The organism is Cupriavidus sp. 10L45 (genome assembly GCF_056395225.1).
The window spans coordinates 225,919-248,900 of the sequence record NZ_JBFTJC010000010.1 but is presented as its reverse complement, the minus strand read 5'-3'; the positions used below and the strand labels follow the sequence as shown (position 1 = coordinate 248,900).

21 protein-coding genes are annotated in these 22,982 nt (G+C 64.8%); 7 read left to right on the top strand and 14 right to left on the bottom strand.

From position 1 onward, the window contains the following. The first annotated feature begins 7 nt into the window (after positions 1–7). Positions 8–1,063: a CDP-6-deoxy-delta-3,4-glucoseen reductase gene (locus AC1DFU_RS19480; RefSeq protein WP_092300918.1), complete on the top strand. Its 1,056-nt coding sequence runs from the start codon at positions 8–10 to the stop codon at positions 1,061–1,063. A 278-nt stretch (positions 1,064–1,341) separates the two neighbouring features. Next, on the top strand, positions 1,342–2,529 hold the full coding sequence (locus tag AC1DFU_RS19475) for an acetylornithine transaminase (protein ID WP_092300921.1): 1,188 nt from the start codon (positions 1,342–1,344) through the stop codon (positions 2,527–2,529). Between the two features lie 79 nt (positions 2,530–2,608). On the opposite strand, the gene AC1DFU_RS19470 is transcribed toward AC1DFU_RS19475, so the two are convergent. From AC1DFU_RS19470 to AC1DFU_RS19440, 7 genes are all read right to left on the bottom strand, one after another. Further along, complete coding sequence (locus tag AC1DFU_RS19470; RefSeq protein ID WP_092300924.1) at positions 2,609–3,325, bottom strand: ABC transporter ATP-binding protein; 717 nt, start codon at positions 3,323–3,325, stop codon at positions 2,609–2,611. A 17-nt stretch (positions 3,326–3,342) separates the two neighbouring features. Beyond that, the gene (locus tag AC1DFU_RS19465) at positions 3,343–4,119 is read right to left on the bottom strand and encodes an ABC transporter ATP-binding protein (protein ID WP_092300927.1); all 777 of its coding nucleotides are present in this window, start codon (positions 4,117–4,119) and stop codon (positions 3,343–3,345) included. A gap of 13 nt (positions 4,120–4,132) precedes the next feature. Further along, positions 4,133–5,287, bottom strand: a complete 1,155-nt coding sequence (locus AC1DFU_RS19460) for an ABC transporter permease subunit (RefSeq protein ID WP_092300930.1) — start codon at positions 5,285–5,287, stop codon at positions 4,133–4,135. A gap of 13 nt (positions 5,288–5,300) precedes the next feature. Further along, positions 5,301–6,236 carry a branched-chain amino acid ABC transporter permease gene (locus AC1DFU_RS19455; RefSeq protein ID WP_092300933.1) on the bottom strand — a complete coding sequence of 312 codons (936 nt, stop codon included), beginning with the start codon at positions 6,234–6,236 and terminating at the stop codon, positions 5,301–5,303. Between the two features lie 218 nt (positions 6,237–6,454). Then, on the bottom strand, positions 6,455–7,657 hold the full coding sequence (locus AC1DFU_RS19450) for a branched-chain amino acid ABC transporter substrate-binding protein (protein WP_092300936.1): 1,203 nt from the start codon (positions 7,655–7,657) through the stop codon (positions 6,455–6,457). 676 nt (positions 7,658–8,333) lie between these two features. Continuing rightward, the gene (ispH, locus tag AC1DFU_RS19445) at positions 8,334–9,299 is read right to left on the bottom strand and encodes a 4-hydroxy-3-methylbut-2-enyl diphosphate reductase (RefSeq protein WP_177220010.1); all 966 of its coding nucleotides are present in this window, start codon (positions 9,297–9,299) and stop codon (positions 8,334–8,336) included. Positions 9,300–9,325: 26 nt separating this feature from the next. Continuing rightward, positions 9,326–9,817: an FKBP-type peptidyl-prolyl cis-trans isomerase gene (locus tag AC1DFU_RS19440; protein ID WP_092300942.1), complete on the bottom strand. Its 492-nt coding sequence runs from the start codon at positions 9,815–9,817 to the stop codon at positions 9,326–9,328. A 118-nt stretch (positions 9,818–9,935) separates the two neighbouring features. Between AC1DFU_RS19440 and radC the strand changes: the two genes are divergently transcribed. The 4 genes from radC to nadB all read left to right on the top strand — a co-directional run bounded on the left by radC (position 9,936) and on the right by nadB (position 13,050). Beyond that, on the top strand, positions 9,936–10,628 hold the full coding sequence (gene radC / locus AC1DFU_RS19435; protein WP_477159872.1) for a RadC family protein: 693 nt from the start codon (positions 9,936–9,938) through the stop codon (positions 10,626–10,628). A 204-nt stretch (positions 10,629–10,832) separates the two neighbouring features. Further along, entirely contained in the window at positions 10,833–11,066 is a 234-nt protein-coding gene (gene rpmB, locus AC1DFU_RS19430) for a 50S ribosomal protein L28 (protein ID WP_006575661.1), read from the top strand. Positions 11,067–11,079: 13 nt separating this feature from the next. Continuing rightward, the gene (gene rpmG / locus AC1DFU_RS19425; RefSeq protein WP_008644909.1) at positions 11,080–11,250 is read left to right on the top strand and encodes a 50S ribosomal protein L33; all 171 of its coding nucleotides are present in this window, start codon (positions 11,080–11,082) and stop codon (positions 11,248–11,250) included. A 180-nt stretch (positions 11,251–11,430) separates the two neighbouring features. Further along, positions 11,431–13,050, top strand: coding sequence for an L-aspartate oxidase (gene nadB / locus AC1DFU_RS19420; protein WP_092300945.1), 1,620 nt, complete (start codon positions 11,431–11,433; stop codon positions 13,048–13,050). A 58-nt stretch (positions 13,051–13,108) separates the two neighbouring features. On the opposite strand, the gene nadC is transcribed toward nadB, so the two are convergent. From nadC to purN, 6 genes are all read right to left on the bottom strand, one after another. After that, on the bottom strand, positions 13,109–13,972 hold the full coding sequence (gene nadC / locus AC1DFU_RS19415) for a carboxylating nicotinate-nucleotide diphosphorylase (RefSeq protein WP_441592319.1): 864 nt from the start codon (positions 13,970–13,972) through the stop codon (positions 13,109–13,111). Beyond that, positions 13,969–15,123 carry a quinolinate synthase NadA gene (nadA, locus tag AC1DFU_RS19410; protein WP_092300951.1) on the bottom strand — a complete coding sequence of 385 codons (1,155 nt, stop codon included), beginning with the start codon at positions 15,121–15,123 and terminating at the stop codon, positions 13,969–13,971. The genes nadC and nadA overlap by 4 nt, the downstream gene beginning before the upstream one ends. Positions 15,124–15,262: 139 nt before the next feature. Further along, positions 15,263–16,453, bottom strand: coding sequence for a DesA family fatty acid desaturase (locus AC1DFU_RS19405; RefSeq protein ID WP_092300954.1), 1,191 nt, complete (start codon positions 16,451–16,453; stop codon positions 15,263–15,265). Positions 16,454–16,755: 302 nt separating this feature from the next. Continuing rightward, positions 16,756–18,069 carry a mechanosensitive ion channel family protein gene (locus tag AC1DFU_RS19400; RefSeq protein ID WP_092300957.1) on the bottom strand — a complete coding sequence of 438 codons (1,314 nt, stop codon included), beginning with the start codon at positions 18,067–18,069 and terminating at the stop codon, positions 16,756–16,758. Positions 18,070–18,081: 12 nt separating this feature from the next. After that, complete coding sequence (locus AC1DFU_RS19395) at positions 18,082–19,482, bottom strand: RsmB/NOP family class I SAM-dependent RNA methyltransferase (protein ID WP_092300960.1); 1,401 nt, start codon at positions 19,480–19,482, stop codon at positions 18,082–18,084. Then, positions 19,479–20,138: a phosphoribosylglycinamide formyltransferase gene (gene purN, locus AC1DFU_RS19390; RefSeq protein ID WP_092300963.1), complete on the bottom strand. Its 660-nt coding sequence runs from the start codon at positions 20,136–20,138 to the stop codon at positions 19,479–19,481. The genes AC1DFU_RS19395 and purN overlap by 4 nt, the downstream gene beginning before the upstream one ends. A 234-nt stretch (positions 20,139–20,372) precedes the next feature. On the opposite strand from purN, the gene AC1DFU_RS19385 reads away from it, so the two are divergent. Continuing rightward, complete coding sequence (locus AC1DFU_RS19385; RefSeq protein ID WP_092300966.1) at positions 20,373–21,032, top strand: response regulator; 660 nt, start codon at positions 20,373–20,375, stop codon at positions 21,030–21,032. A 69-nt stretch (positions 21,033–21,101) separates the two neighbouring features. Here AC1DFU_RS19385 and AC1DFU_RS19380 read toward each other — a convergent pair whose 3' ends face one another. Next, complete coding sequence (locus AC1DFU_RS19380; RefSeq protein ID WP_441592315.1) at positions 21,102–22,907, bottom strand: ATP-binding response regulator; 1,806 nt, start codon at positions 22,905–22,907, stop codon at positions 21,102–21,104. Between the last annotated feature and the right edge of the window lie 75 nt (positions 22,908–22,982).

The window sequence follows — 22,982 nt, the reverse complement described above, 5'->3', positions numbered from 1 at the left end:
CCTGATTATGGCTTATCAAGTAACCGTCATGCCCAGCGGCCACAAGTTCGAGGTGGCTGCCGATGAAACCATCCTCGGCGCGGCCCTGCGCCACAGCATCGGCCTGCCCTACGGCTGCAAGAACGGCGCCTGTGGCTCCTGCAAGGGCCGTGTGGTCGAAGGCAGCTTCGTCCAGGGCGACCATGCCGCCTCGGCCCTGACGGCCCAGGAAAAGACCGAAGGCCGCGCGCTGTTCTGCTGCGCCAACGCCACTTCGGATATCACCATCGAGTGCCGCGAAGTACACGGCGCCGGTGACATCCCCATCAAGAAGATTCCCTGCCGCGTGAGCACGCTGGAGCGCCTGGCGGACGACGTGATCGCCATCCGCCTGCAACTGCCCGCCACCGAGCGCATGCAGTACCTGGCCGGCCAGTACGTGGAATTCCTGCTGCGGGACGGCAAGCGCCGCAGCTACTCCATCGCCACGCCGCCGCACGAGGAAGGCCCGATCGAGCTGCACATCCGCCATATGCCCGGCGGCGCGTTCACCGACTACGTGTTCGGTGCCAAGGAAGGCGCCCCGGCCATGAAGGAGCGCGACATCCTGCGCTTCGAAGGCCCGCTGGGCAGCTTCTTCCTGCGCGAGGACTCGGACAAGCCGATCATCCTGCTGGCCTCCGGCACGGGTTTCGCGCCGATCAAGGCCATCGTCGAGCATGCCGCCTATACCGGCATCGACCGCAAGATGACGCTGTACTGGGGCGGCCGCCGCCCGGCCGACCTCTACATGCACACGCTGTGCGAGCAGTGGGCGCGCGACCTGCCGAACTTCCAGTACGTGCCGGTGATCTCCAACGCCCAGCCCGACGACAACTGGGCTGGCCGCACCGGCTTCGTGCACCAGGCCGTGATCGACGATCATCCGGACCTGTCCGGCCACGAGGTCTACGCCTGCGGCGCCCCGGTGATGGTCAACGCGGCCCGCACGGACTTCACCGCCCAGTGCAAACTGCACGAGGACGCGTTCTTCGCCGATTCGTTCACGTCCGAGGCCGACATGCACCCGGCCGGGGCCGCCTGACCACCCCCAAGCCGTTCCGTCGACACAACAATGCCACCCGGGTCTGCCAGACTTTCCACATTTGGTTTTGACACCCGGGTGCATGCGCCTTATATTGGCCGACATGAACACGATCATGCTCCGACGCCGCGCACGTACGTCGCTCCCTCTCAGGGTGCCTCGCGGCTGACCGTCCATTGCATCTGTTCAGGTCGACAAGCCACGGGCAACCCCCGTGGCTTTTTGTTTTTGCCGGTCTGATCCTCTCACCCCTTACTCGCCGAACCCAGGAGTCCGCCATGGCATTTGCCGATTTTCCCGTCCAATCCCTGATGTACATCACCAACCGCCCCGAGCTGGTCTTCACCGAAGGCAAGGGCTCCTGGCTGACGGACCATAACGGCAAGCGATACCTGGACTTCGTGCAGGGCTGGGCGGTGAACAGCCTGGGCCATTCGAACGAAGGCATGATCGAGGCGCTGGAGAAGCAGGCCCGCAAGCTGCTGAACCCGAGCCCCGCCTTCTACAACGAGCCGATGCTGGTGCTGTCCAAGCAGCTCACCGACAACAGCTGCTTCGACAAGGTCTTCTTCGCCAACAGCGGCGCCGAGGCCAACGAAGGCGCGATCAAGCTGGCCCGCAAGTGGGGGCGCAAGCACAAGAACGGCGCGTACGAGATCATCACCATGGACCACAGCTTCCATGGCCGCACGCTCGCCACCATGAGCGCGTCGGGCAAGGCCGGCTGGGACACCATCTTCGCGCCGCAGGTGCCGGGCTTCCCGAAGGCGGAGCTGAACGACCTGGCTTCCGTGGAGGCCCTGATCACCGACAAGACCGTCGGCATCATGCTGGAGCCGGTGCAGGGCGAAGGCGGCGTGATTCCCGCCACGCGCGAGTTCATGCAGGGCCTGCGCGCGCTGGCGGACAAGCACAAGCTGCTGTTCATCGTCGATGAAGTGCAGACCGGCTGCGGCCGCTGCGGCACGCTGTTCGCCTACGAGCTGTCGGGCGTGGAGCCGGACATCATGACGCTGGGCAAGGGCATCGGCGGCGGCGTGCCGCTCTCCGCCCTGCTCTGCAAGGCCGAGGTGGCCAGCTTCGAGGCCGGCGACCAGGGCGGCACCTACAACGGCAACCCGCTGATGACGGCGGTGGGCAGCAGCGTGATCGCCCAGCTGACCGCGCCGGGCTTCCTGGACGAGGTAAAGGCCAAGGCCGAGTACCTGCGCGAGCAGCTGCTGGCGCTGTCGGCCGAATTCGGCCTGGGCGGCGAGCGTGGCGAAGGTCTGCTGCGCGCGCTCGTGCTGAACAAGGAGATCGGCGCGCAGATCGTCGAAGAAGCGCGCGACATGGGGCCGGAAGGACTGCTGCTGAACGCCCCGCGTCCGGGCCTGCTGCGCTTCATGCCGGCGCTGAACGTCACGCGCGGCGAGATCGACCAGATGATCGGCATGCTGCGCACGCTGCTCAAGAAGCTGGCCTGATCCCCGGCTTCGGTCGATAAAAAAAGCCTCGCGATGCGAATCGCGAGGCTTTTTTACTGGCCGGGATGCTGCCGGGCGATTACTCGCCCAGGTAGGCCGCGCGCACCTTGGGGTCGTCCAGCATCTGCTTGGCGTCGCCGCTCATGGTGATCAGGCCGGACTCCATCACGTAGCCGCGGTGGGCAGCCTGCAGCGCCAGGCGCGCGTTCTGCTCCACCAGCAGTACGGTCACGCCCTGCGCGGACACCGTGCGGACCACCTCGAAGATTTTCTCGACCATGATCGGCGAGAGACCCATCGACGGCTCGTCCAGCAGCAGCAGCTTGGGCTGGCTCATCAGCGCGCGCGCCATGGCCAGCATCTGCTGCTCGCCGCCAGACATCGTGCCGGCCAGCTGGTCCGCCCGCTCCTTCAGGCGCGGGAAGGTCTCGAACATGCGGTCGATATCGCGCTTGATGCCCGCGTCATCGTTGCGCGTGTACGCGCCCATCTGCAGGTTCTCGGTGATGGTCATGCGCGCGAACACGCCGCGGCCTTCCGGCACCATCGCCAGACCCTGCTTCAGCAGCGTGTAGCTGGGCACGCCCTTGATCGACTTGCCCATGTACTCCACGTCGCCGCCGGCCCAGCCCTGCAGGCCGGTGATGGCCTTCATGGTGGTGGTCTTGCCCGCGCCGTTGGCGCCGATCAGCGTCACCAGCTCGCCGTCGTGGATGTCCAGGTCCACGCCCTTGACGGCCTGGATGCCGCCGTAGGCGACCTTCAGGCCGGAAATCTTCAGTACTGTCTGTTTCATTGCGCGTCTCTCCCGCCTTAGTGTGCCGATGCGCCGAGGTAAGCCTCGATCACCGCGGGATTGTTCTGCACGTCTTGCGGCAGGCCCTGGGCGATGACCTTGCCGTAGTCCAGCACGGTCATCTGGTTGCACAGGCCCATCACCAGCTTCACATCGTGCTCGATCAGCAGGATGGTGCGGCCGTCGTTGCGGATCTTGTCGAGCAGGCCGCGCAGCTCCACCTTCTCGGTGGCGTTCATGCCGGCCGCGGGCTCGTCCAGCGCCAGCAGCTTGGGCTCGGTGGCCAGCGCGCGGGCAATCTCCAGGCGGCGCTGGTGGCCGTAGGAGAGGTTGCGCGCGGTGAAGTTGGCGTACTTGCCGATGCCGACGTAGTCCAGCAGATCGTGGGCCATGTCCTCGATGCCCTCTTCCTCGCGCCGTACCGAGGGCGGACGGAAGATCGCGCCGAGCACGCCGGCCTTGGTCCGCACGTGGCGGCCCACCATCACGTTCTCCAGCGCGGTCATCTCGCCGAACAGGCGGATGTTCTGGAACGTGCGGGCAATGCCGGTCCGGGCCACTTCATGCACGGCCGTCGGCTGGTAGGCGCTGCCGCCCAGCACGAACTCGCCCGAATCGGGCGTGTACAGGCCGGTGATAACGTTGAAGAACGTGGTCTTGCCGGCGCCGTTGGGGCCGATCAGGCCGTAGATCTCGCCCTTGCGGATCTGCAGGCCCACGTCGGACAGGGCCTGCAGGCCGCCGAAGCGCTTGTTGACCCCCTGTACGGACAGGAGGAATTCGTTGTTGCTCATGATGTCCTCCTGGTCAGAAACGGCCAACGCTGCCCGCCCGGCGCACCACCGGGCGATCTTCCTTGCGCGGCGACGGCCAGATGCCGGCCGGGCGATACAGCATCACCCCCACCAGTGCCAGGCCGAACATCAGCTGGCGCAGCACCTCGGCATCGACGATGACATGGCCGAACAGGCCGGTCTGCATCGGCTCCGCCACCACGCGCAGCAGTTCCTGGAAGCCCACCAGCAGGATGCCGCCCAGGATCACGCCCGGGATATGGCCCATGCCGCCCAGCACCACGATGGCCAGGATGTAGATCGATTCCCACAGCGTGAACGACTCGGGCGAGACAAAGCCCTGGAATGCGCCGAATACAGCACCCGACACACCACCGAACGAGGCGCCCATGGCGAACGCCAGCAGCTTCACGTTACGGGTGTTGATGCCCATCGCCTTGGCGGCAATCTCGTCTTCACGAATCGCCACCCAGGCCCGGCCGATCCGCGAGTTCTGCAGGCGCAGGCAGATGAACACGATCACGATGACCAAGAACACCAGCAGGTAGTAGTACATGAACACCGGCGTGAACTTCAGCCCGAAGATCTCGTGGGATTTCGAGAAGTCGAAGCCGAAGATGTGCACCGGGTCTACCGCCGTGATGCCCTTGGGGCCGTTGGTGATGTTGACCGGGCGGTCCAGGTTGTTCATGAAAATACGAACGATCTCACCGAAGCCCAGCGTCACGATGGCCAGGTAGTCGCCCCGTAGCTTGAGGGTAGGCGCGCCCAGCATGACGCCGAACAGCGCCGCCACCCCAAGTGCAATGGGCAGCACGAACCACATCGACAGATGCAGCCCGTTCGGGAACAGCTGGTGGATCCACTCGAACTGGTTGGCGAGGTGCGGCGAACCGAGCAGCGCCATGAGGTAGGCGCCCACCGCGTAGAACGCGATGTAGCCCAGGTCCAGCAGGCCGGCAAAGCCGACCACGATGTTCAGGCCCAGCGCCAGCATGATGTAGAGCAGCGCGAAGTCGAGCACGCGCACCCAGTAGTTGCCGCCGAAGGTCTGGACGAAGAATGGCGCGCACAGCGCCACGACGAGGAAGCCCAGCAGGGCCGCCAGCGTCTTGGCCGGCACGCGCGACGGTGCCGCGACGGCCGTGGATGGAATCGGAGTATTCATGGATTCGCTCTCCTCAGGCGCGGTCGGCCACGCGTTCGCCCATGATGCCGGACGGACGGAACACAAGTACGGTAATCAGCACGACGAACGCGAACACGTCCTGGTAATTCGAGCCGAACACCCCGTTGGTCAGGTCGCCGATGTAGCCGGCGCCCAGTGCTTCGATCAGGCCCAGCAGCATGCCGCCGACCATCGCCCCGGCCAGGTTGCCGATGCCGCCCAGCACCGCGGCGGTGAACGCCTTCAGCCCGGGGATGAAGCCCATGTAGAAGTGCGCGTTGCCGTAGTTGGTGGCCATCATCACGCCTGCCAGCGCCGCCAGGGCGGCGCCGATCATGAACGTGGCCGAAATCACGAAGTTGGGGTTCACGCCCATCAGGCCCGCCACCTTCTGGTTCTCGGCGGTGGCGCGCATCGCGCGGCCGAGCTTGGTGCGGTTGACCAGGGCCAGCAGGCCAGCCATCACCATCACGGCCATGCCGATGATGACGATTTCCTTGCCGGTGATGGTGGCGCCCGTGGAACCGATGTCGATCGGGCTCGAGGGCAGCAGCTGCGGGAAGGTCAGCGGGTTGCGCGACCAGATCAGCATGCCCATCGTCTGGAGGATGATGGAGACGCCGATGGCGGTGATCAGCGGGGCCAGGCGCGGCGCGTTGCGCAGCGGCCGGTAGGCAATCCGCTCGATCGAAAAGGACAGTACTGCACAGACGGGCATGGCGATCAGCGTGGCGATCACCAGCGTCAGCCACTCGGGCAGGCCGGGCGCGAACTTCTGCAGCCCCATGATGGCCGACAGCGCGGTCAGCGCGCCAATCATCAGCACGTCGCCGTGCGCGAAATTGATGATGCCCAGAATGCCGTAGACCATGGTGTAGCCCAGTGCGATCAGCGCATAGATGCTGCCGAGCACCAGACCGTTCACGATCTGCTGGATAAAGATATCCATGAAAACTCCTGCTTCAGCCCCAGGCCGCGCGGCATGGTGTGGATGCCGTGGGTGGGACGGTAATGTTGGATGGGTCGGGTAGAGAGGTGATGACTTGCTGGTGTGCTGCCCGCCCTGTTCCATCCATGGTAAGGATGCTGTCAACCGTTGGCGAGACTAAAAAGAACGGCACCGCAAAATACTCACGGTGCCGTTCGGATGGGCCGGTAAGCCCGGAATTACATCTTCACGACGTCGAGGACGGACTTCTTCTTGTCCTTGTACTCGTACAGCGTGATGGTGCCTTCCTTCATGTCGCCCTTTTCGTCGAAGGCGATGTTGCCGATCACGCCCTTGTAGTTCGTCTTGGGCATTTCGGCCAGGATGGCGGCCGGCTCGGACGAGTTGGCGCGCTTCATGGCATCGACGACCACCATCACGGCGTCATACGTGAACGGTGCGTAGATCTGCACCGGGGCGTTGAAACGTGCCTGGTAGCGCTTCTGGAAGTCGTCGCCGGCTTCCATCTTCGACAGGGCCAGACCGGCTTCCGAGCAGATGATGTTGGTCACGGCATCGCCGGCCAGCTCAGCCACCTTGTCGGTACACACGCCGTCGCCGCCCACGATCTTCGAGGTGATGCCCAGTTCCTTGGCCTGCTTGGCGAACGGACCGCCGGTGGCATCCATGCCGCCGTACATGATCACGTCCGGCTTCTTGCCCTTGATCTTGGTCAGGATGGCCTTGAAGTCCGTGGCCTTGTCGTTGGTGGCTTCACGTGCCACCACGTTCACGCCCGAAGCCTTGGCGGTCTTCTCGAACTCGTCGGCCAGGCCCTTGCCGTAGGCGGTGGCATCGTCGACGATGGCCACGCTCTTGGCGCCCAGGCTCTTGGCGGCGTAGTTGGCCAGTGCCGGACCCTGCTGGGCGTCGGTAGCCACCACGCGGTACGTGGTCTTGAAGCCTTGCTTGGTGTAGTCGGGGTTGGTCGACGACGGCGAGATCTGGACGATGCCGGCATCGCTGTAGATCTTCGAAGCCGGGATCGAGACGCCCGAGTTCAGGTGACCCACCACGGCGACGACCTTCGCGTCCACCAGCTTCTGGGCCACGGCGGTGCCGGTCTTCGGATCGGCGGCGTCGTCTTCGCCCACCAGTTCCAGCTTGATCTTCTTGCCGCCGATTTCCAGACCGGTCTTGTTGACTTCTTCCACGGCCAGGCGCGCGCCGTTTTCGTTGTCCTTGCCAAGGTGGGCAATGCCGCCCGTCAGCGGAGCCGCGTGGCCGATCTTGACGATGGTTTCACCGCCACCTGCAGCCGGTGCCGCCGCGGCAGGTGCCGATGCTGCCGCATCAGCCGGCTTTTCTTCTTTCTTGCCACATGCAGCGACCAGCGCCACAGCGGCCGCGATCGGCAGAATCTTGGCAAACGTGAATTGCATGAGTGATCTCCTAGGATTCACAAAAACAGGGAAATACTACGCCTCCCGGACGTATTCCCTGGACCGCCCTTTGTTTAGTTTCAATTTGAAACGCGCGCATTGTATCCCCTTTCTTTGCGGATGCAATACGCGACGCAACAACCTGAACCATTTACCCACCAATTGCGCTAGGGAATTTCCCCAATGCACAGATTGGGGCAATCTCCGCCCATTTGGCAGACCCGTCACCTGTGCTTACAAGAATCGTGCCCGAGTCTCGCCGGAGGCGCTTGCGCCACGTCACAAGCCTGCGCCGCGCCACATATAATGGCCAGGTATTAATTAGGTATTTCATTTCAAATACCGGGCCGCCTCTCTAATGTGCAGAATGTAGCGCCGCACCATAATAGGGAAAACCCCATCCTCGGGGATTACCCTGATATTGTCTGGGTGTTAAGACACGTATTGCGGCATTATGGCGCCGGGCGCGGTTTTGTAAGTCCTTAAATGTCTCCGATAGTGCGGCAGCGCACGTCGCGACAAAAATAGCGGACGCAACGATACGCACCAGCGCGGTGCGATGGCAGAACAGCGAAAAACGGGGAAGGAAGAAGAAGCGGCGGGACGGGAGAACGACGGGCGCGGACACCGACCCGCTTCAGGTCGATGTCCGGCAATCAGGCGGAAACAGGCAGGATCAGGACTGCACGGACACGCTGGCGAGGCCGCGCGGCAGCGGGAAGGACATGTTCTCTTCCACGCCTTCCAGCGCTCGCACGCTGCGCACGCCGAACGTGCGCAGGCGCTCGACGATGGCCTGGGCCAGTGCTTCGGGGGCCGAGGCCCCTGCGGTCAGGCCGATCCGGCGCTTGCCTGCCACCCACTCGGGCTTGAGCTGGTCAGGATCGTCGACCATGTAGGCCGGCACGCCGAGGCGATCCGCCAGCTCGCGCAGGCGGTTCGAGTTCGAGCTGTTCGGGCTGCCCACCACGATCACCACTTCCACCTGCGGCGCCATGAACTTCACGGCGTCCTGGCGGTTCTGCGTGGCATAGCAGATGTCTTGTTTCTTGGGCTCGCGGATATCCGGGAAGCGCGCCTTCAGCGCCGCCACGATCTCGGCAGTCTCGTCCACCGACAACGTGGTCTGCGTGACGTAGGCCAGTTGCGACGGGTCGGACACGGCCAGACGGTTGACGTCCTCGACCGACTCCACCAGCAGCATGCCGCGCTCGGCCTGGCCCATCGTGCCTTCCACCTCGGGATGCCCCTTGTGGCCGATCATGATGATCTCGCAGCCTTCGGCGCGCATCTTGCCTACCTCGACGTGCACCTTGGTCACCAGCGGGCAGGTGGCGTCGAACACGGTCAGGCCGCGCGCGGTGGCGTCTGCGCGCACTTCCTTCGACACGCCATGCGCGCTGAAGATCACGGTCGAACCGGGTGGCACTTCGTCGAGTTCGTCGACGAACACCGCGCCCTTGTTGCGCAGATCGGCCACCACGTAGGCATTGTGGACAATCTCGTGGCGCACATAGATCGGCGCGCCGAACAGCGCCAGCGCGCGTTCGACGATCTCGATCGCGCGGTCCACGCCGGCGCAGAAGCCACGCGGCTGCGCCATCAGGATCTCGGCGTCGATGGGGAGGGTGAGCTCGGGCATGCTGGGGTCCGTCACAACGGCTGACATCAGAGAATTCCGATCAATTGGACATCGAACAGGATGGTCTGTCCGGCCAGCGGGTGGTTGAAGTCGAACAGCGCGGCGGTCTCGCCGAATTCCTTTAGCACGCCGGCGTACTTGCCGCCGTTCGGTGCATTGAATTCCACGAGGTCGCCGGGCGAATAGTCTTCCTCGAACGAGCTGTTCTCGCGCAGCGTGGCCAGCGAGACCCACTGCAGCAGTTCGGGGTTGCGCGGGCCGAAGGCATGCTCCGGCGCCAGGCGGTAAGTCATGCGCTGGCCCTCGGGCATGCCGAGCAGCGCCGCCTCGAGGTTGGGCGCGAGCTGGCCCTGGCCAAGCAGCAGCGTGGCGGGTTTTTCCTCGAACGTGCTCACGACTTCGGTGCCGTTCTCGAGGGAGATGCTGTAGTGGAGGGTCAGGAAGGAGTCCGCCAGGACTGTCTTGCGGGCAGCCGCGCCGCCGCCTTCCGCTTCTGACGCAAAAGTTTGCAAATTCATGGGTGATCAACCGGTCAACAACCCGTATTGTATTCGACTGGCCCGTCTGCCGCCGGCCTCCGTCGCAGCCGGCATGACAGTTAGTGTGGCAATTTCTGGAGACGATTCGATGTCGATGCTGCCAATTCCCCGCTGGCCCGCCCAGGAGCGCCCCCRCGAAAAGCTGGCGCTGGGCGGCCCGGGAGCATTGTCCGACGCCGAATTACTCGCTGTTTTCCTACGTGTGGGCAGCCCCGGCAAGAGCGCCGTGGACCTCGCCCGGGAACTGCTGGGGCGCTTCGGCTCGCTGACGCGGCTGTTTGCCGCAGATACCGATACCCTTGCCACGATCAAGGGCATGGGGGCCGCCAAGCAGGCCCAGCTGCGCGTGGTGCCGGAACTGACCCGGCGCGCGCTGGCCGAGACGCTCAAGGCCCCGCGCGGCCTGGATTCCGAGCGCGCGGTCCGCGCCTACCTGCGGCTGACGCTGTCGCGCTTGCCGCACGAGGTCTTCATCGCCCTCTATCTGGATAGTGCGTACCGCCTGCTCGCCAATGTAGAGCTTGGACGCGGATCCCTGGGTGGCGTCACGGTCTATCCACGAGAAGTGGCGCGCGAAGCGCTTTCATACAACGCCGCCCATGTCATCGTCGCCCACAACCACCCGCACGGCCCCGTAGAACCCAGCTTCGCTGACCTTTCCACCACACGGCACCTCGCCCGGGCGCTCGCCGTGCTGGACATCGGGCTGCTGGACCATTACATTGTCGCCGGCAGCGATATCTATTCGTTCGCCGAGCATGACCGGCTGCCCGCCGTCCCGCCCACGTGAGCGCGTCCACGTGATCCCGGCAGCACGGCAAACCTGCGGCACAACACTAAGTCTTCCCCTCAGCGCGGAAGGCGTTGATTCGCCAGTCGTTTCCGGTCTATAATGTTCGTTTTGCTGAAGTCTCAATCCGCTGCAGTCCGGGCCCGCGCGCCTTTTGTTGATCTGTTGCGAACATTGTCCACGAATAAGATTTAGGAGTGCTTCATGGCACGCGTCTGTCAAGTGACCGGGAAAGCGCCGATGGTCGGCAACAACGTTTCCCACGCAAACAACAAGACCAAGCGCCGTTTTCTGCCCAATCTGCAGAATCGCCGCTTCTTCGTTGAATCGGAAAACCGCTGGGTGAGCCTGCGCGTCTCGAACGCCGGCCTGCGCCTGATCGACAAGAAAGGCATCGACTCCGTGCTCGCCGACCTGCGCGCACGCGGCGAAGTCTAAATAGGAGTACAACATGGCCAGCAAAGGCGGACGCGACAAGATCAAGCTGGAATCGACCGCAGGTACGGGTCATTTCTACACGACCACCAAGAACAAGCGCACCATGCCGGAAAAGATGGAGATCTCGAAGTTCGATCCCGTCGCCCGTAAGCACGTGCCTTACAAGGAAACCAAGATCAAGTAATTGATCTGGTCTCCGATGAAGAACCCCGCCGAGCACCTCGCTTCGCGGGGTTTTTTGTTGCCCGTTTTTATTGACCGCAAACCCTTATGCGGCAAGGGCTGGGGCGTCCGCGAACCGGTATGCGGGTGTACACTTTCCAGCTTTCCCTGACGCGCATTCGCTCCGCGCGAACCCTGCACCATGAACTTCGACGTCGCGATCGTCGGCAGCGGGCTGGCCGGCCTCACCGTCGCGCTGCAACTGGCCGATAGCCACCGGGTTGTCATCCTCAGCAAGCGCGCCATGACGCATGGCGCCAGCGACTGGGCCCAGGGCGGCATCGCCGCAGTGCTCGACTCCGGCGACAGCCACGACGAACACACGCAGGACACGCTGGTCGCCGGCGCCGGCCTGTGCGACGAAGGCGCGACGCGCTACATCGTGGAGCATGGACGCGAGGCCATCCAGTGGCTAATCGACCGGGGCGTGCCCTTCACCCGCGATGCCCAGGCAGAACTGGGCTTCCACCTGACGCGCGAAGGCGGCCACAGCCGGCGCCGCATCATCCACGCGGCGGACGCCACGGGCCACGCCGTGGTCACCACGCTGACCGAGCAGGCACGCCAGCACCCGAACATCACGATCATCGAGGACCACTTCGCGATCGACCTGATCACGGCCACCAAGCTCGGCCTGCCAGGCAACCGCTGCTACGGCCTCTATGTGCTCGACGACACCACGGGCGCCGTGCGTACCATCACGGCCACCCACACGGTGCTGGCCGCCGGCGGCGCGGGCAAGGTCTATCTCTATACGACCAACCCCGACACCGCAACCGGCGACGGCATCGCCATGGCGTGGCGCGCCGGCTGCCGGGTGTCGAACATGGAATTTATCCAGTTCCACCCGACCTGCCTCTACCACCCCTACGCCAAGTCGTTCCTGATTTCCGAGGCGGTACGTGGCGAAGGTGGCCTGCTGAAGTTGCCCGACGGCACCCGCTTCATGCCCGACCACGATCCGCGTGCCGAACTGGCACCGCGCGACGTGGTGGCGCGCGCGATCGACTTCGAGATGAAGAAGCGCGGCCTCGACTGCGTCTACCTCGACATCACGCACCAGCCGGAAGCGTTCCTGAAGGAACATTTCCCGACGATCTACGCACGTTGCCTGGAGTTGGGCATCGATATCACCCGCGAGCCGATTCCCGTGGTACCGGCCGCCCACTACACGTGCGGCGGCGTGGTGACCGACACTGCGGGTCGCACGGACCTGTCGAACCTCTATGCCGTGGGCGAGACCGCCTGCACCGGCCTGCACGGCGCAAACCGGCTGGCCTCCAACTCGCTGCTCGAATGCATGGTGATCGGTCGCGCAGCCGCCGAGGACATCGCCCGGCAGGACAAGGCCGGCGCGCCGGATATCAGCCTGCCCGCCTGGGATGCCAGCCGCGTGGCCGATGCGGACGAGGAAGTGGTGGTGTCCCACAACTGGGACGAACTGCGCCGCATGATGTGGAACTACGTCGGCATCGTCCGCACGGACAAGCGCCTCGAGCGCGCCCAGCACCGGATTGGTCTGTTACGCGAGGAAATTGCCGAGTACTACGCCAACTTCCGCGTCACGCGCGACCTGCTGGAACTGCGCAATCTGGTCGAAGTGGCGGCACTGATCGTCGACAGCGCGTACTCGCGCCACGAAAGCCGGGGCCTCCACTTCAGCCGCGACTACCCCGACACGCTGCCCAAGGCGTTGCCGACCGTGCTCCAGCCGCTGCTGGGCCGCGCGGCGCAGCATCGACAGAACAAGCAAAAGTCGTAAAACAGACGTGAAAAAGGGGCCGATACGGCCCCTTCCCTTTTGCGATGCGCTTTGCGCGTTACCCAACGATCCGCAGCGAATAGTCGGTCGCGCGCACATCCTTGGTCAGCGCGCCCACCGAGATCCGGTCCACGCCCGTTTCGGCGAATTCCCGAATCGACTCGGCATTGACGCCGCCCGACACCTCCAGCAGCGCCCGACCACGGTTGATTTCCACCGCTTCGCGCATCATCGGCACCGTAAAGTTGTCGATCAGGACCGATTTGGCGCCGGCAGCGAGTGCCTCTTCCAGTTCGGCGATTGACTCCACCTCGATCTGCACCGAGGCGTCCGTGCCCAGCGCCAGCGCAGCCTGCATGGACGCCGTGATGCTGCCCGCCGCCGCGATATGGTTTTCCTTGATCAGGATGCCGTCATAGAGCGCCAGCCGCTGATTCTCGCCGCCGCCGATGCGCACCGCGTACTTCTGCGCCAGGCGCAGGCCGGGCAGCGTCTTGCGGGTGTCGAGCACGCGGGCCCGCGTGCCGGCAATCAGATCCGCATAGCGCCGGGTGGCCGTGGCCACGCCGGACAGCAGTTGCAGGAAGTTCAGCGATGGCCGCTCCGCCGTCAGCAGCGCACGGGCCGGGCCGGCAATCTCGCACACCACATCATCGGGGGCCATCCGCGCGCCCTCCTCCTTGAGCCAGCGCACCTGGAGCCGCGCATCGACGGCCGCCATACACGCCTCAAACCAGGGCTGGCCGCACAGCACCGCGCTCTCGCGCACGATCACGCGCGCCTGCACGGGTTTGTCGGCCGGAATCAGCAGGCCCGTCAGGTCGCCGGTGCCCACATCCTCGGCAATCGCGGCCTGCACGTTGGCTGCCAGCGCCGCGGGCAGCGCCGGGCCGTAACTATCGAACACGGAATTCACAGTCATGCCGGGCCCACTCCCTGGAACAGCGCGCCCGTCTGGGCCAGATCGCTGGCCGGCCGCACATTGGCCTTCTGCTGCGCGGCGAAGTTGAGCATCCGATCAATGCAGGTAACGGCGCGCTGGCCGATGATCGGGTCCACTTGGATCTCGTTGCGCCCCGTTTCCAGCACTTCGGCCAGATTGGTCAGCGCATTCATGGCCATCCACGGGCAATGCGCGCAGCTCTTGCAGGTGGCGCTGTTGCCGGCCGTGGGAGCCTCGATGAAGTGCTTGCCCGGCGCGGCCATCCGCATCTTGTGCAGGATGCCGTTGTCGGTGGCCACGATGAACTCGTTGGCGTCGAGGTGCTGGGCCGCCGCGATCAGTTGGCTCGTGGAACCCACCACGTCCGCCTGCGCCACCACATTGGCCGGGGATTCCGGGTGCACCAGGATCTTGGCATTCGGATAGTCCTTGCGCAGCAGGTCCAGCTCGATGCCTTTGAACTCGTCATGCACCAGGCAGGAGCCCTGCCACAGCAGCATGTCGGCGCCGGTTTCCTTCTGGATGTAGCCGCCGAGGTGCTTGTCCGGTGCCCAAAGAATTTTCTCGCCGCGCGCGTGTAGATGTTCGACGATTTTCAGGCCGATGCTCGACGTCACCATCCAATCCGCACGGGCCTTCACGGCCGCACTGGTATTGGCATAGACCACCACCGTGCGATCCGGGTGGGCGTCGCAGAATGCCGAGAATTCGTCAGCCGGGCAGCCGAGATCCAGCGAGCACGTGGCGTCGAGGTCCGGCATCAGGATGGTCTTCTCGGGGCTCAGGATCTTGGCGGTCTCGCCCATGAAGCGCACGCCGGCCACGACCAGCGTCTGAGCCGCATGATCGCGGCCGAAGCGCGCCATTTCCAGCGAGTCCGACACGCAGCCGCCGGTTTCCTCGGCCAGGTCCTGCAGGTCGGCATCGACGTAATAGTGGGCCACGAGCACCGCGTTGCGCTCCTTGAGCAGCTTGCGGATGCGGGCCTTGAGTGCCTGGCGCTCGTCGGGGGTCAGCGCGGGCGGTACCTTGGCCCAGGCATGGGCCACGCAACTGCCGCCGGCTGCGCTTTCGGTATCCGTCAGGTTCGGTTTCTCGAACTCGATGGACTTGATCGTTTGTGGGGTCATCTCAGCAGTACTCCTCGGGGCACCCGTGGGCCGCCGCGCTTGGAAGCACGCGGTCTGACCTGGACATGGGGGAGTGTAGCGAAAAGAAAAGCCCCGCCAGGGGCGGGGCTTTTACCATGCGGGCGCGACGAGAATTGTATCAGGCGTACCGGCGCAGGCGCAGCGAAAACTCTTGCAGGGCCTGGATTCCGCTGGCTTCGGCGCGATGGCACCACGCCTGCAGTTGCTGGAGCAGCTGCTCGCGTGTGAGGCTCGAACGACCCCAGATCGCGGCGAGTTCGCGGCGCATTTCCACGAAGGTATGCAGCGCCTTGTTCTGCTCGACGATGCTGGCCAGTTGCTGGCGCTGCGGCGCGGCCAGCTTGCCTTCCTCGCGATGGAACCACTTGCGGGCGAGCTTGAAGTGGCTGTAGTCGGCCGCACGGCCTTCCTTCAGCTTCTCCAGTTCCTCGTTGTATGCGCTCTTCACGGCCTTGGCGTAGCGCGCCATAACGTCGTAGCGGTTGGCGATGATCGCTTCCAGCGTGTTGTGGTCCACCGGGCGGGCATCCACCAGACGCGCCTTGGGCGGGGTCTTCTTGACCTTGGCCAGGCCCACGGACTGCATCGCACGGATGTACCACCAGCCCACATCGATCTCGTACCACTTGATCGAGAACTTGGCCGACGTCGGATACGTGTGGTGGTTGTTGTGCAGCTCTTCGCCGCCGATGATAAAGCCCCACGGCGACACGTTGGTCGAAGCATCCTCGCAATCGTAGTTGCGATAGCCCCACCAGTGGCCCAGGCCGTTGATGATGCCGGCCGCGTGGATCGGGATCCAGAGCATCTGCACGGCCCAGACCGACAGGCCGATCACGCCGAACAGCGCCACGTCGATGATCAGCATCAGGCCAACGCCCTGCCAGGCGAAGCGCGAGTACACGTTGCGCTCGACCCAGTCGTCAGGCGTGCCATGGCCGAACTTGGCGACGGTTTCCTTGTTCTTGGCTTCCTCGCGATACAGCTCCGCGCCTTCCAGCAGCACCTTGCGGATGCCGCGGGTCTGCGGGCTGTGCGGATCGTCCTCGGTCTCGCACTTGGCGTGGTGCTTGCGGTGGATGGCGGTCCATTCCTTGGTCACCATGCCCGTCGTCAGCCAGAGCCAAAAGCGGAAGAAGTGTTGCGCAATAGGGTGCAGGTCCAGCGACCGGTGCGCCATGCAGCGGTGCAGGAAAATGGTCACGCCGGCGATCGTGATATGCGTCACCACGAGGGTGAAGATCACGATCTCCCACCAGGACCAGTTGGCAAGGCCGTTGGCGGCCCAGTCAAGAATTGAGTCGAACAAACTGTTCTCCGTCTGTGAATCGAAGGTCTTGCAGCGCGGCACAATGGTGCGGCACGGCGAACGCGCAGAAAAAAGACTGCGAAATCAGGCGATTGCGATTATTACTGGCGCCTGGCGCAACCTGTCGAAACAGTATGGGAGCCGGGCGAAGGCACGAGCCGCTGCAATCTGGCGGCTGTTTTGTGTGGGGCTGCGGCTTGCTCTGCAAGCGCGCGTCAACCCGGTATTCTACCGGATCGGCGCCACTCGAACATCCGCTTTTTCCCCGACTTTGAGTGCCCCCTATGGCTTTCGTTCCCCTTTCATGCGAGGGGTGGCGCAGGCGCCGCCTGGGATGCCAGCACGCGCATCTCCCGCTGGGGATACGGGATCGCGATGCCATGTTCGCGGAAAGTGCGCCAAATAGCACGATTCATCGCCGATTGCACCCCGAGCTTGCCGTTTTGCGGGTCGGCAATGTTGACCGCCACCTCGTACTCGATGCCGCTGTCCGCAAACATGACAAGAAACGCAGCCGGGGCCGGCTCGGGCAGCACACGCGGCAGGCCGCGCACGCAATCCTGGAGCAGCGTGATCACCGTTTCGGGGTCGGCGGCGTAGTCGGCCTGCACGCGTGTCGCTACGCGCACATTTGTCCCTGAAAACGAATGGTTCTGCACCGATTGGGCGACAAGTTGCTCATTCGGCACCAGCGTCTCGCCGTCACCATTACGCACCACGGTGTAGCGGGTGCGGATCTGCGAGACGATGCCGGTGTACTTGTCCACCGTGATCTGGTCGCCGAGCTTGACCGAGCGGTCCAGCAGGATGATGAAGCCCGAGATGTAGTTGCTGGCAATCTTCTGCAGGCCCAGGCCGAGGCCCACGCCCAGCGCGCCGCCGAATACCGACAGCACGGTCAGATCGATGCCGACCAGCGACAGGCTCAGCAGCAGCGACACCAGCAGCAGCAACGCCTTGGCGATGCGCGTAAGCACCACCTTCAGGTTCGAATCGAGGCTCGGCGCGCGCATCAGCCGCTCCTCGAGCCACGAGCCAAACCACATCGCCGCGAGCACGGTCAGCAGAATCCAGACCACGGCCATCAGCGTGCTGGCCAGGCTGACGTCGTGCTTGCCGCCGATCGAGAAGCGCACCGCATGCATCCACGCCATCACGTCGGACAGCACGCCCAGCACGTACAGCGCCATGCCGAGCCAGACCACCGTGGTCAGCACCTTCTCCACCAGCACCAGCATGCCGTGCAACTGCCCGTTGCCCGACAATACGCGCCGCAGGATATAGAAGCCGACATAAAGCGAGGTGATGCCGAACAGCGGCACCAGCGCCAGCCGCAGCACGCTGATCGACAGGAACGGCGCCAGCGCGAAGCGCGCGGCCAGGACCAGCAGCCAGCCAATCAGCGGAAACATCGCCCGCTCAAGGCTGACGGCGGCCAGCCGGAGCGAGAAACTCGAGGATTCGTAGCGCGCTTCCAGCCGGCGGGTCACATGGCGCGCGAGCGGCCATGCCACCACCAGGCAGGCGGCCAGCACCCCAAGCTGCCAGAAGAAGCCCGGCCCGCCTGCATCGCGGAGCAGGTCGTCCAGCATCTTGCCAAATCCGGAATGCTCCATGGGCGCCGGGGCTTATCGGGTGCGTTCCAACACCGCCGCGAAGAAGCCATCGGTCTGATGGATATGCGGAAACAGCGCCAACATGCCGCCTTCTGCCGGCAACTGGGGCACTTCGATCTTTTGCTCGGCCAGCACTTCAGCCACCGGCACGAGGCGGAAATTCTCGTGGGTTGCCAGGAAATCGCGGACGATTGCCTCGTTTTCAGCTTCCAGCACGCTGCAAGTCGCATATACGACTCGTCCGCCGCCCTTCACCAGGCGGGCCGCCGAGTCAAGGATGGCCGACTGCTTCGCGGTCAGCTCAACCACCGACTCCGGCGACTGGCGCCACTTCAGGTCCGGGTTGCGGCGCAGGGTGCCGAGGCCGCTGCAAGGCGCATCCACCAGTACGCGGTCGATCTTGCCAGCCAGACGCTTGATCTTGGCGTCGCGTTCGGAATCGATCAGCACCGGATGGACGTTCGACAGCCCGCTGCGCGCCAGGCGCGGCTTCAGGTTGGCCAGACGCTTCTCGGAGACGTCGAAGGCGTAGAGCCGGCCGGTCGAGCGCATGGCGGCGCCCAGCGACAGCGTCTTGCCACCCGCGCCGGCGCAGAAATCCACAACCATCTCGCCACGCTTGGGCGCCACGAGGTGGCACAGCAGTTGGCTGCCTTCGTCCTGCACTTCCACGCCGCCGTTGATAAACAGCGGCAACTGGTTCAGCGCGGGCTTGCCCTTGAGGCGGATGCCGGCGGGCGACATCGGGGCGACTTCGGCGGCGATGCCAGCCGTTTCCAGTTCGGCCAGCGCTTCTTCGCGGGAGATCTTGGCCGTGTTCACGCGCAGATCCAGCGGCGCGGGACGCAGCCACGCATCGCCGAGGGCGGTGGTGAAGGCTTCGCCATGGTGCGCGACGAGGTCGTCGTAGAGCCATTCCGGCAGGTTCGCCCGCACGCGCGGCGAGAGGCTGGAGCGCTCGATCGTCGTCAGACGGTCCAGCCACTCGGCTTCATCCGGGTAAAGGAACGGGCTCAGGACATCGCGGCCCAGCGTCGCGGCGAGGCCCAGCAGGCCCAGTCGGCGGGTGGCCGCACCGGTGCCACTTTCGGCGAATTGGCCGAATTCGACGCGTCGGCGCAACACTGCATAGATCGCCTCGGCGATGATGCCGCGATCCCGATGACCGAGTTTCGCGTTCTCGCGGAAGTAGTAGCTGACGACGGCGTCGGCCGGGCGTGCGAACAGCAGCACCTTGCCCAGCAGCCGTTCGATGTGTTGCAGGTGGAAAGCCTGCAGGCTACCCGAGCGCCCATGTGCGCCATCCACCCCTTGCGGGCGCGGCGTGGGGGCCATGCGGATCGGGCTGCCCTTGCCTTTGCTGCCGCGCGAACGCTGGCTTTTGTCCTGAGGTGTTGCGGGATTACGACTCATTGAGAGATGCCTGCCGCCGGAGCGGAGAGGGCCAGGAACCACTGCGGTTCGGCCGGTTGAACTTGAACCACGCCGTCTCGTACCTGCAGACGGTCTTCCACAAACCAGCGGACGGCGCGGGGATACATCACATGCTCGCAGTCGAGCAAACGCGTGGCGAGCGACTCGGGAGTGTCGCCAGGCAGAACATCGAGTGCTGCTTGCAGCACGATCGGACCATGATCGAGCTCCGGAGTGACGAAATGGACTGTCGCCCCGTGAAACTTGACGCCGGCCTCAAGGGCCTGGCGATGGGTATGGAGACCCGGGAAACTGGGCAGCAGCGACGGGTGGATATTCAGCATCCGGCCCGCGTAATGCTCCACGAATTCGGGCGTCAAGATGCGCATGAAGCCCGCCAGCACAACGAGATCGGGCTGGTGCGCGTCGATGGCATCGCGCATCGCCGCATCGAAACCGGCACGATCGGGGTACTGCTTGTGGTCCACCACGCCCGTGGCAATGCCGTGTTCCCCCGCAAACGCCAGGCCGCTGGCGTCGGGACGGTTCGACAGCACCGCCGCCACGCGCCCCGGCCACTGCTCCGCGGCGCAGGCCCGGACGATGGCTTCCATGTTGCTGCCACGCCCGGAAATCAGGATCACAATATTTTTCATCGGCGCGATTCTACCAAGCTGTGGTCCAAACGCTTGCAAAGCGAGCACATTAGGTACTTAATTCACGCGAAACCGGCCTCCGGAGCGGGCGCGCGGCGCCCAGTACGATGCATATACCCCTGTGTGATGGATTGTGACGCCTCCCCCGCTCTGATAGAGTGGTCACTACGTCCACGCGCCACTGTGCAAGTAGGTGACAACAAGGACGAGACGGGAAATTAGACGGGAATACGCATGTCGAACGCTGCACCGACTTTGTTGGTGGTCGATGATCATCCTATGGCCCTCTCAGGCACCACCGCATTTCTCGCGGAGGTGATGCCCGATGTCGCCGTCCACGCGGCGGGCAGTGCCAAGGAAGCCCTCCACTCGCTAAACCAGGGATTGCGCCCCGATATCGTGCTGCTCGATATCTGGCTGAACGACGGTACCGGCTTCGATGCCATGCTGGCATTCAAGACCGTGATCCCGAGCGCGCGCTTCATCTTCATGTCCGCCGAGGCCACGCCAGAGATCGTGGGCCGCGCGCGGGCGCTCTCCGCCTGCGGCTTCGTGGGCAAGCACCTCGATGCCAACGCGTTCACGGCCGCCGTGCGCAAAGTGCTGGCCGGCGATACCAGCTTCCCGACCGACGAGGCGCTCTCCGGCCGCTCCCAGTCCTTCGGCCCCGCCCACGGCATTCCCGTGACGCCGGCCGAACTGGGCCTGACGCCGCGCCAGGGCTCGGTGCTCGCGCTGGTGCTGGAAGGACTGCCGAACAAGGTCATCGCCCGCAAGCTGGGCCTCACCGAGAATACGGTCAAGGAGCACGTCTCCGCCATTCTGCAACGGCTGGGCGTGCGCACGCGGATGCAGGTCATGTCGCGCATGGAACGGTTCCGGCTTCGCCAGTAATTCATCGTAGGATCTTCAAGCAATAACGCCACCCCCCTAGCGGTGGCGTTTTGCATTGCAGAACAGCGATCAGGCCGGATGGAGCCAGCGCCGCAGCAACATGCGCAGGTTGCTCGGGTCCACCGGCTTGGGCAGCACGAAGTAGCCCGCCTCCTCGGCCGCCTGGAGCGCCGCCGATTTCAGGTCGCCGGTCAGCAGCGCGCTGCGCGCCTGGGGCTGCGTGGTCTGCCAGCGTTCGAGCAGGTCCAGCCCGTTTTCGCTGCCGGGCAGGCGCAGGTCGCAGAAGATGATGTCCGGCTTCAGCCCCTTGGCGAACAGCGCGTCGGCCTCGGCGCCATGGGCGGCGCAGGCCACGCGGATGCCCCACGCCTCCATCAGCGCGATCCAGGCCTTGCGGATCTGGCTGTCGTCGTCCACCACGAGCACGGTGCCGCGCAGCCGTTCCGGCTTGGCCTCCTGCGCCTGGACGTTGGCGCGCATGGCGCGCACGGCTTCGATGGTCTCCGCCGGCACCGGCGCCAGCGCGAACCAGAACACCGAGCCCTTGCCCGGCACCGAGCGCACGCCGTAGGTGCCGCGCATCAACCGCACGCATTCCTTGAAGATCGCCAGACCCAGCCCCAGGCCCTGCGAGGGGTCGCGCTGCGGGTTATGGACCTGGTAATACGGCGAGAAAATGTCCGGCAGGTGCTCGGGCGTGATGCCGGCGCCGGTGTCCCAGACTTCGAGCCGGATGTGCTTGCGCCGCTGCCGCGCCGTCACCAGCACGCCGCCGCGCTTGGTATAGCGCAGCGCGTTCTGCACGAGGTTGAACAGCGCGCGGCGCAGCAGCACCGGCTCGGCCATCGCGTACAGCTCGCTCGGCACGCGCGGGCTCAGGGTCAGGCCGCTGTCGCGCGCATCGGCGGCGAACTGGCTCATGACATCGTTGATCAGCGAACTCAGCTCGCAAGGCTCCAGCGTCGGCAGCACCTTGCGGCCTTCGAGCTTGGAGAGGTCGAGCAAGGACCGGAACAGCAGGTCGATGGTCTGCGTGCCGGCCGCCACCTGCTCCACCAGCGGATGGAGCGAGCTCGACTGGTTGCGCGCACGCAACGCTTCCACGAGCATGACCAGCGCATGCACGGGCTGGCGCAGGTCGTGGCTGGCAGCGGCCAGGAAGCGGGATTTCTCCTCGCTGGCGTGGAGCGCGCGCTCCTTTTCCTCCTGGAACTGCTTGGCCAGCCGGCGGCTTTCGCTCTCCAGCTGGATGGCGCGCACCAGCGTCTGCTGCAGGTTCAGCGCGTGCCGCGCCAGCATCAGCGCGTACAGGGCGAGCAGCACCTGCACGTAGCCGCCATGGTTCGGGAAGGCGAAATCGGCCAGCAAGACATTCGGCACGAGGATCGGGACGCCCGCGAAGACAAGGTTCGACGGGATAGGCGACTGCGAGGTGGCGCCGCCCGCCAGCACGCCGAGCGTGAGCAGGTACAGCACGCTCGAGAACACCACGGAGCTGGAATACAGATGGAGCAGCGCGGAGCTGCCCCAGGTCAGGCCGGTGAGGAAGGCAATCGCGCGCATGTGGTTCCACCACTTGCGCGTGTGCGCCGAACGGCTCATTCTGCCGGCGTCGCGCTGGTAGCCAAGGTAGAACCAGGTGCCGCCGGCGGTCAGGACCGCCATGATCGCGCACCAGGCCAGCAGGGCGAAGTGGTTGGCCTCGCTCCAGAAGGCAGCGGCGGTCAGCCACGGTAGCAGGACCGACGCGGCGATGCCGGTGGGCGAAACGCGGTGCACCGTGGCAAGCAGCTTGGCCCGCGTCTCGGTGTCCAGTTGTGGCCCGGGCGGGGGCAAGATCTTGTTGAGCAGCGCGTTCAAAGGGGGCCGTGGCATGTCGGAGTCGCGCATATCATGCCGCCTTTTGCCTGAGGGCGCCACGCCTGGCGGGCCGGATGACGCACAAAGTCA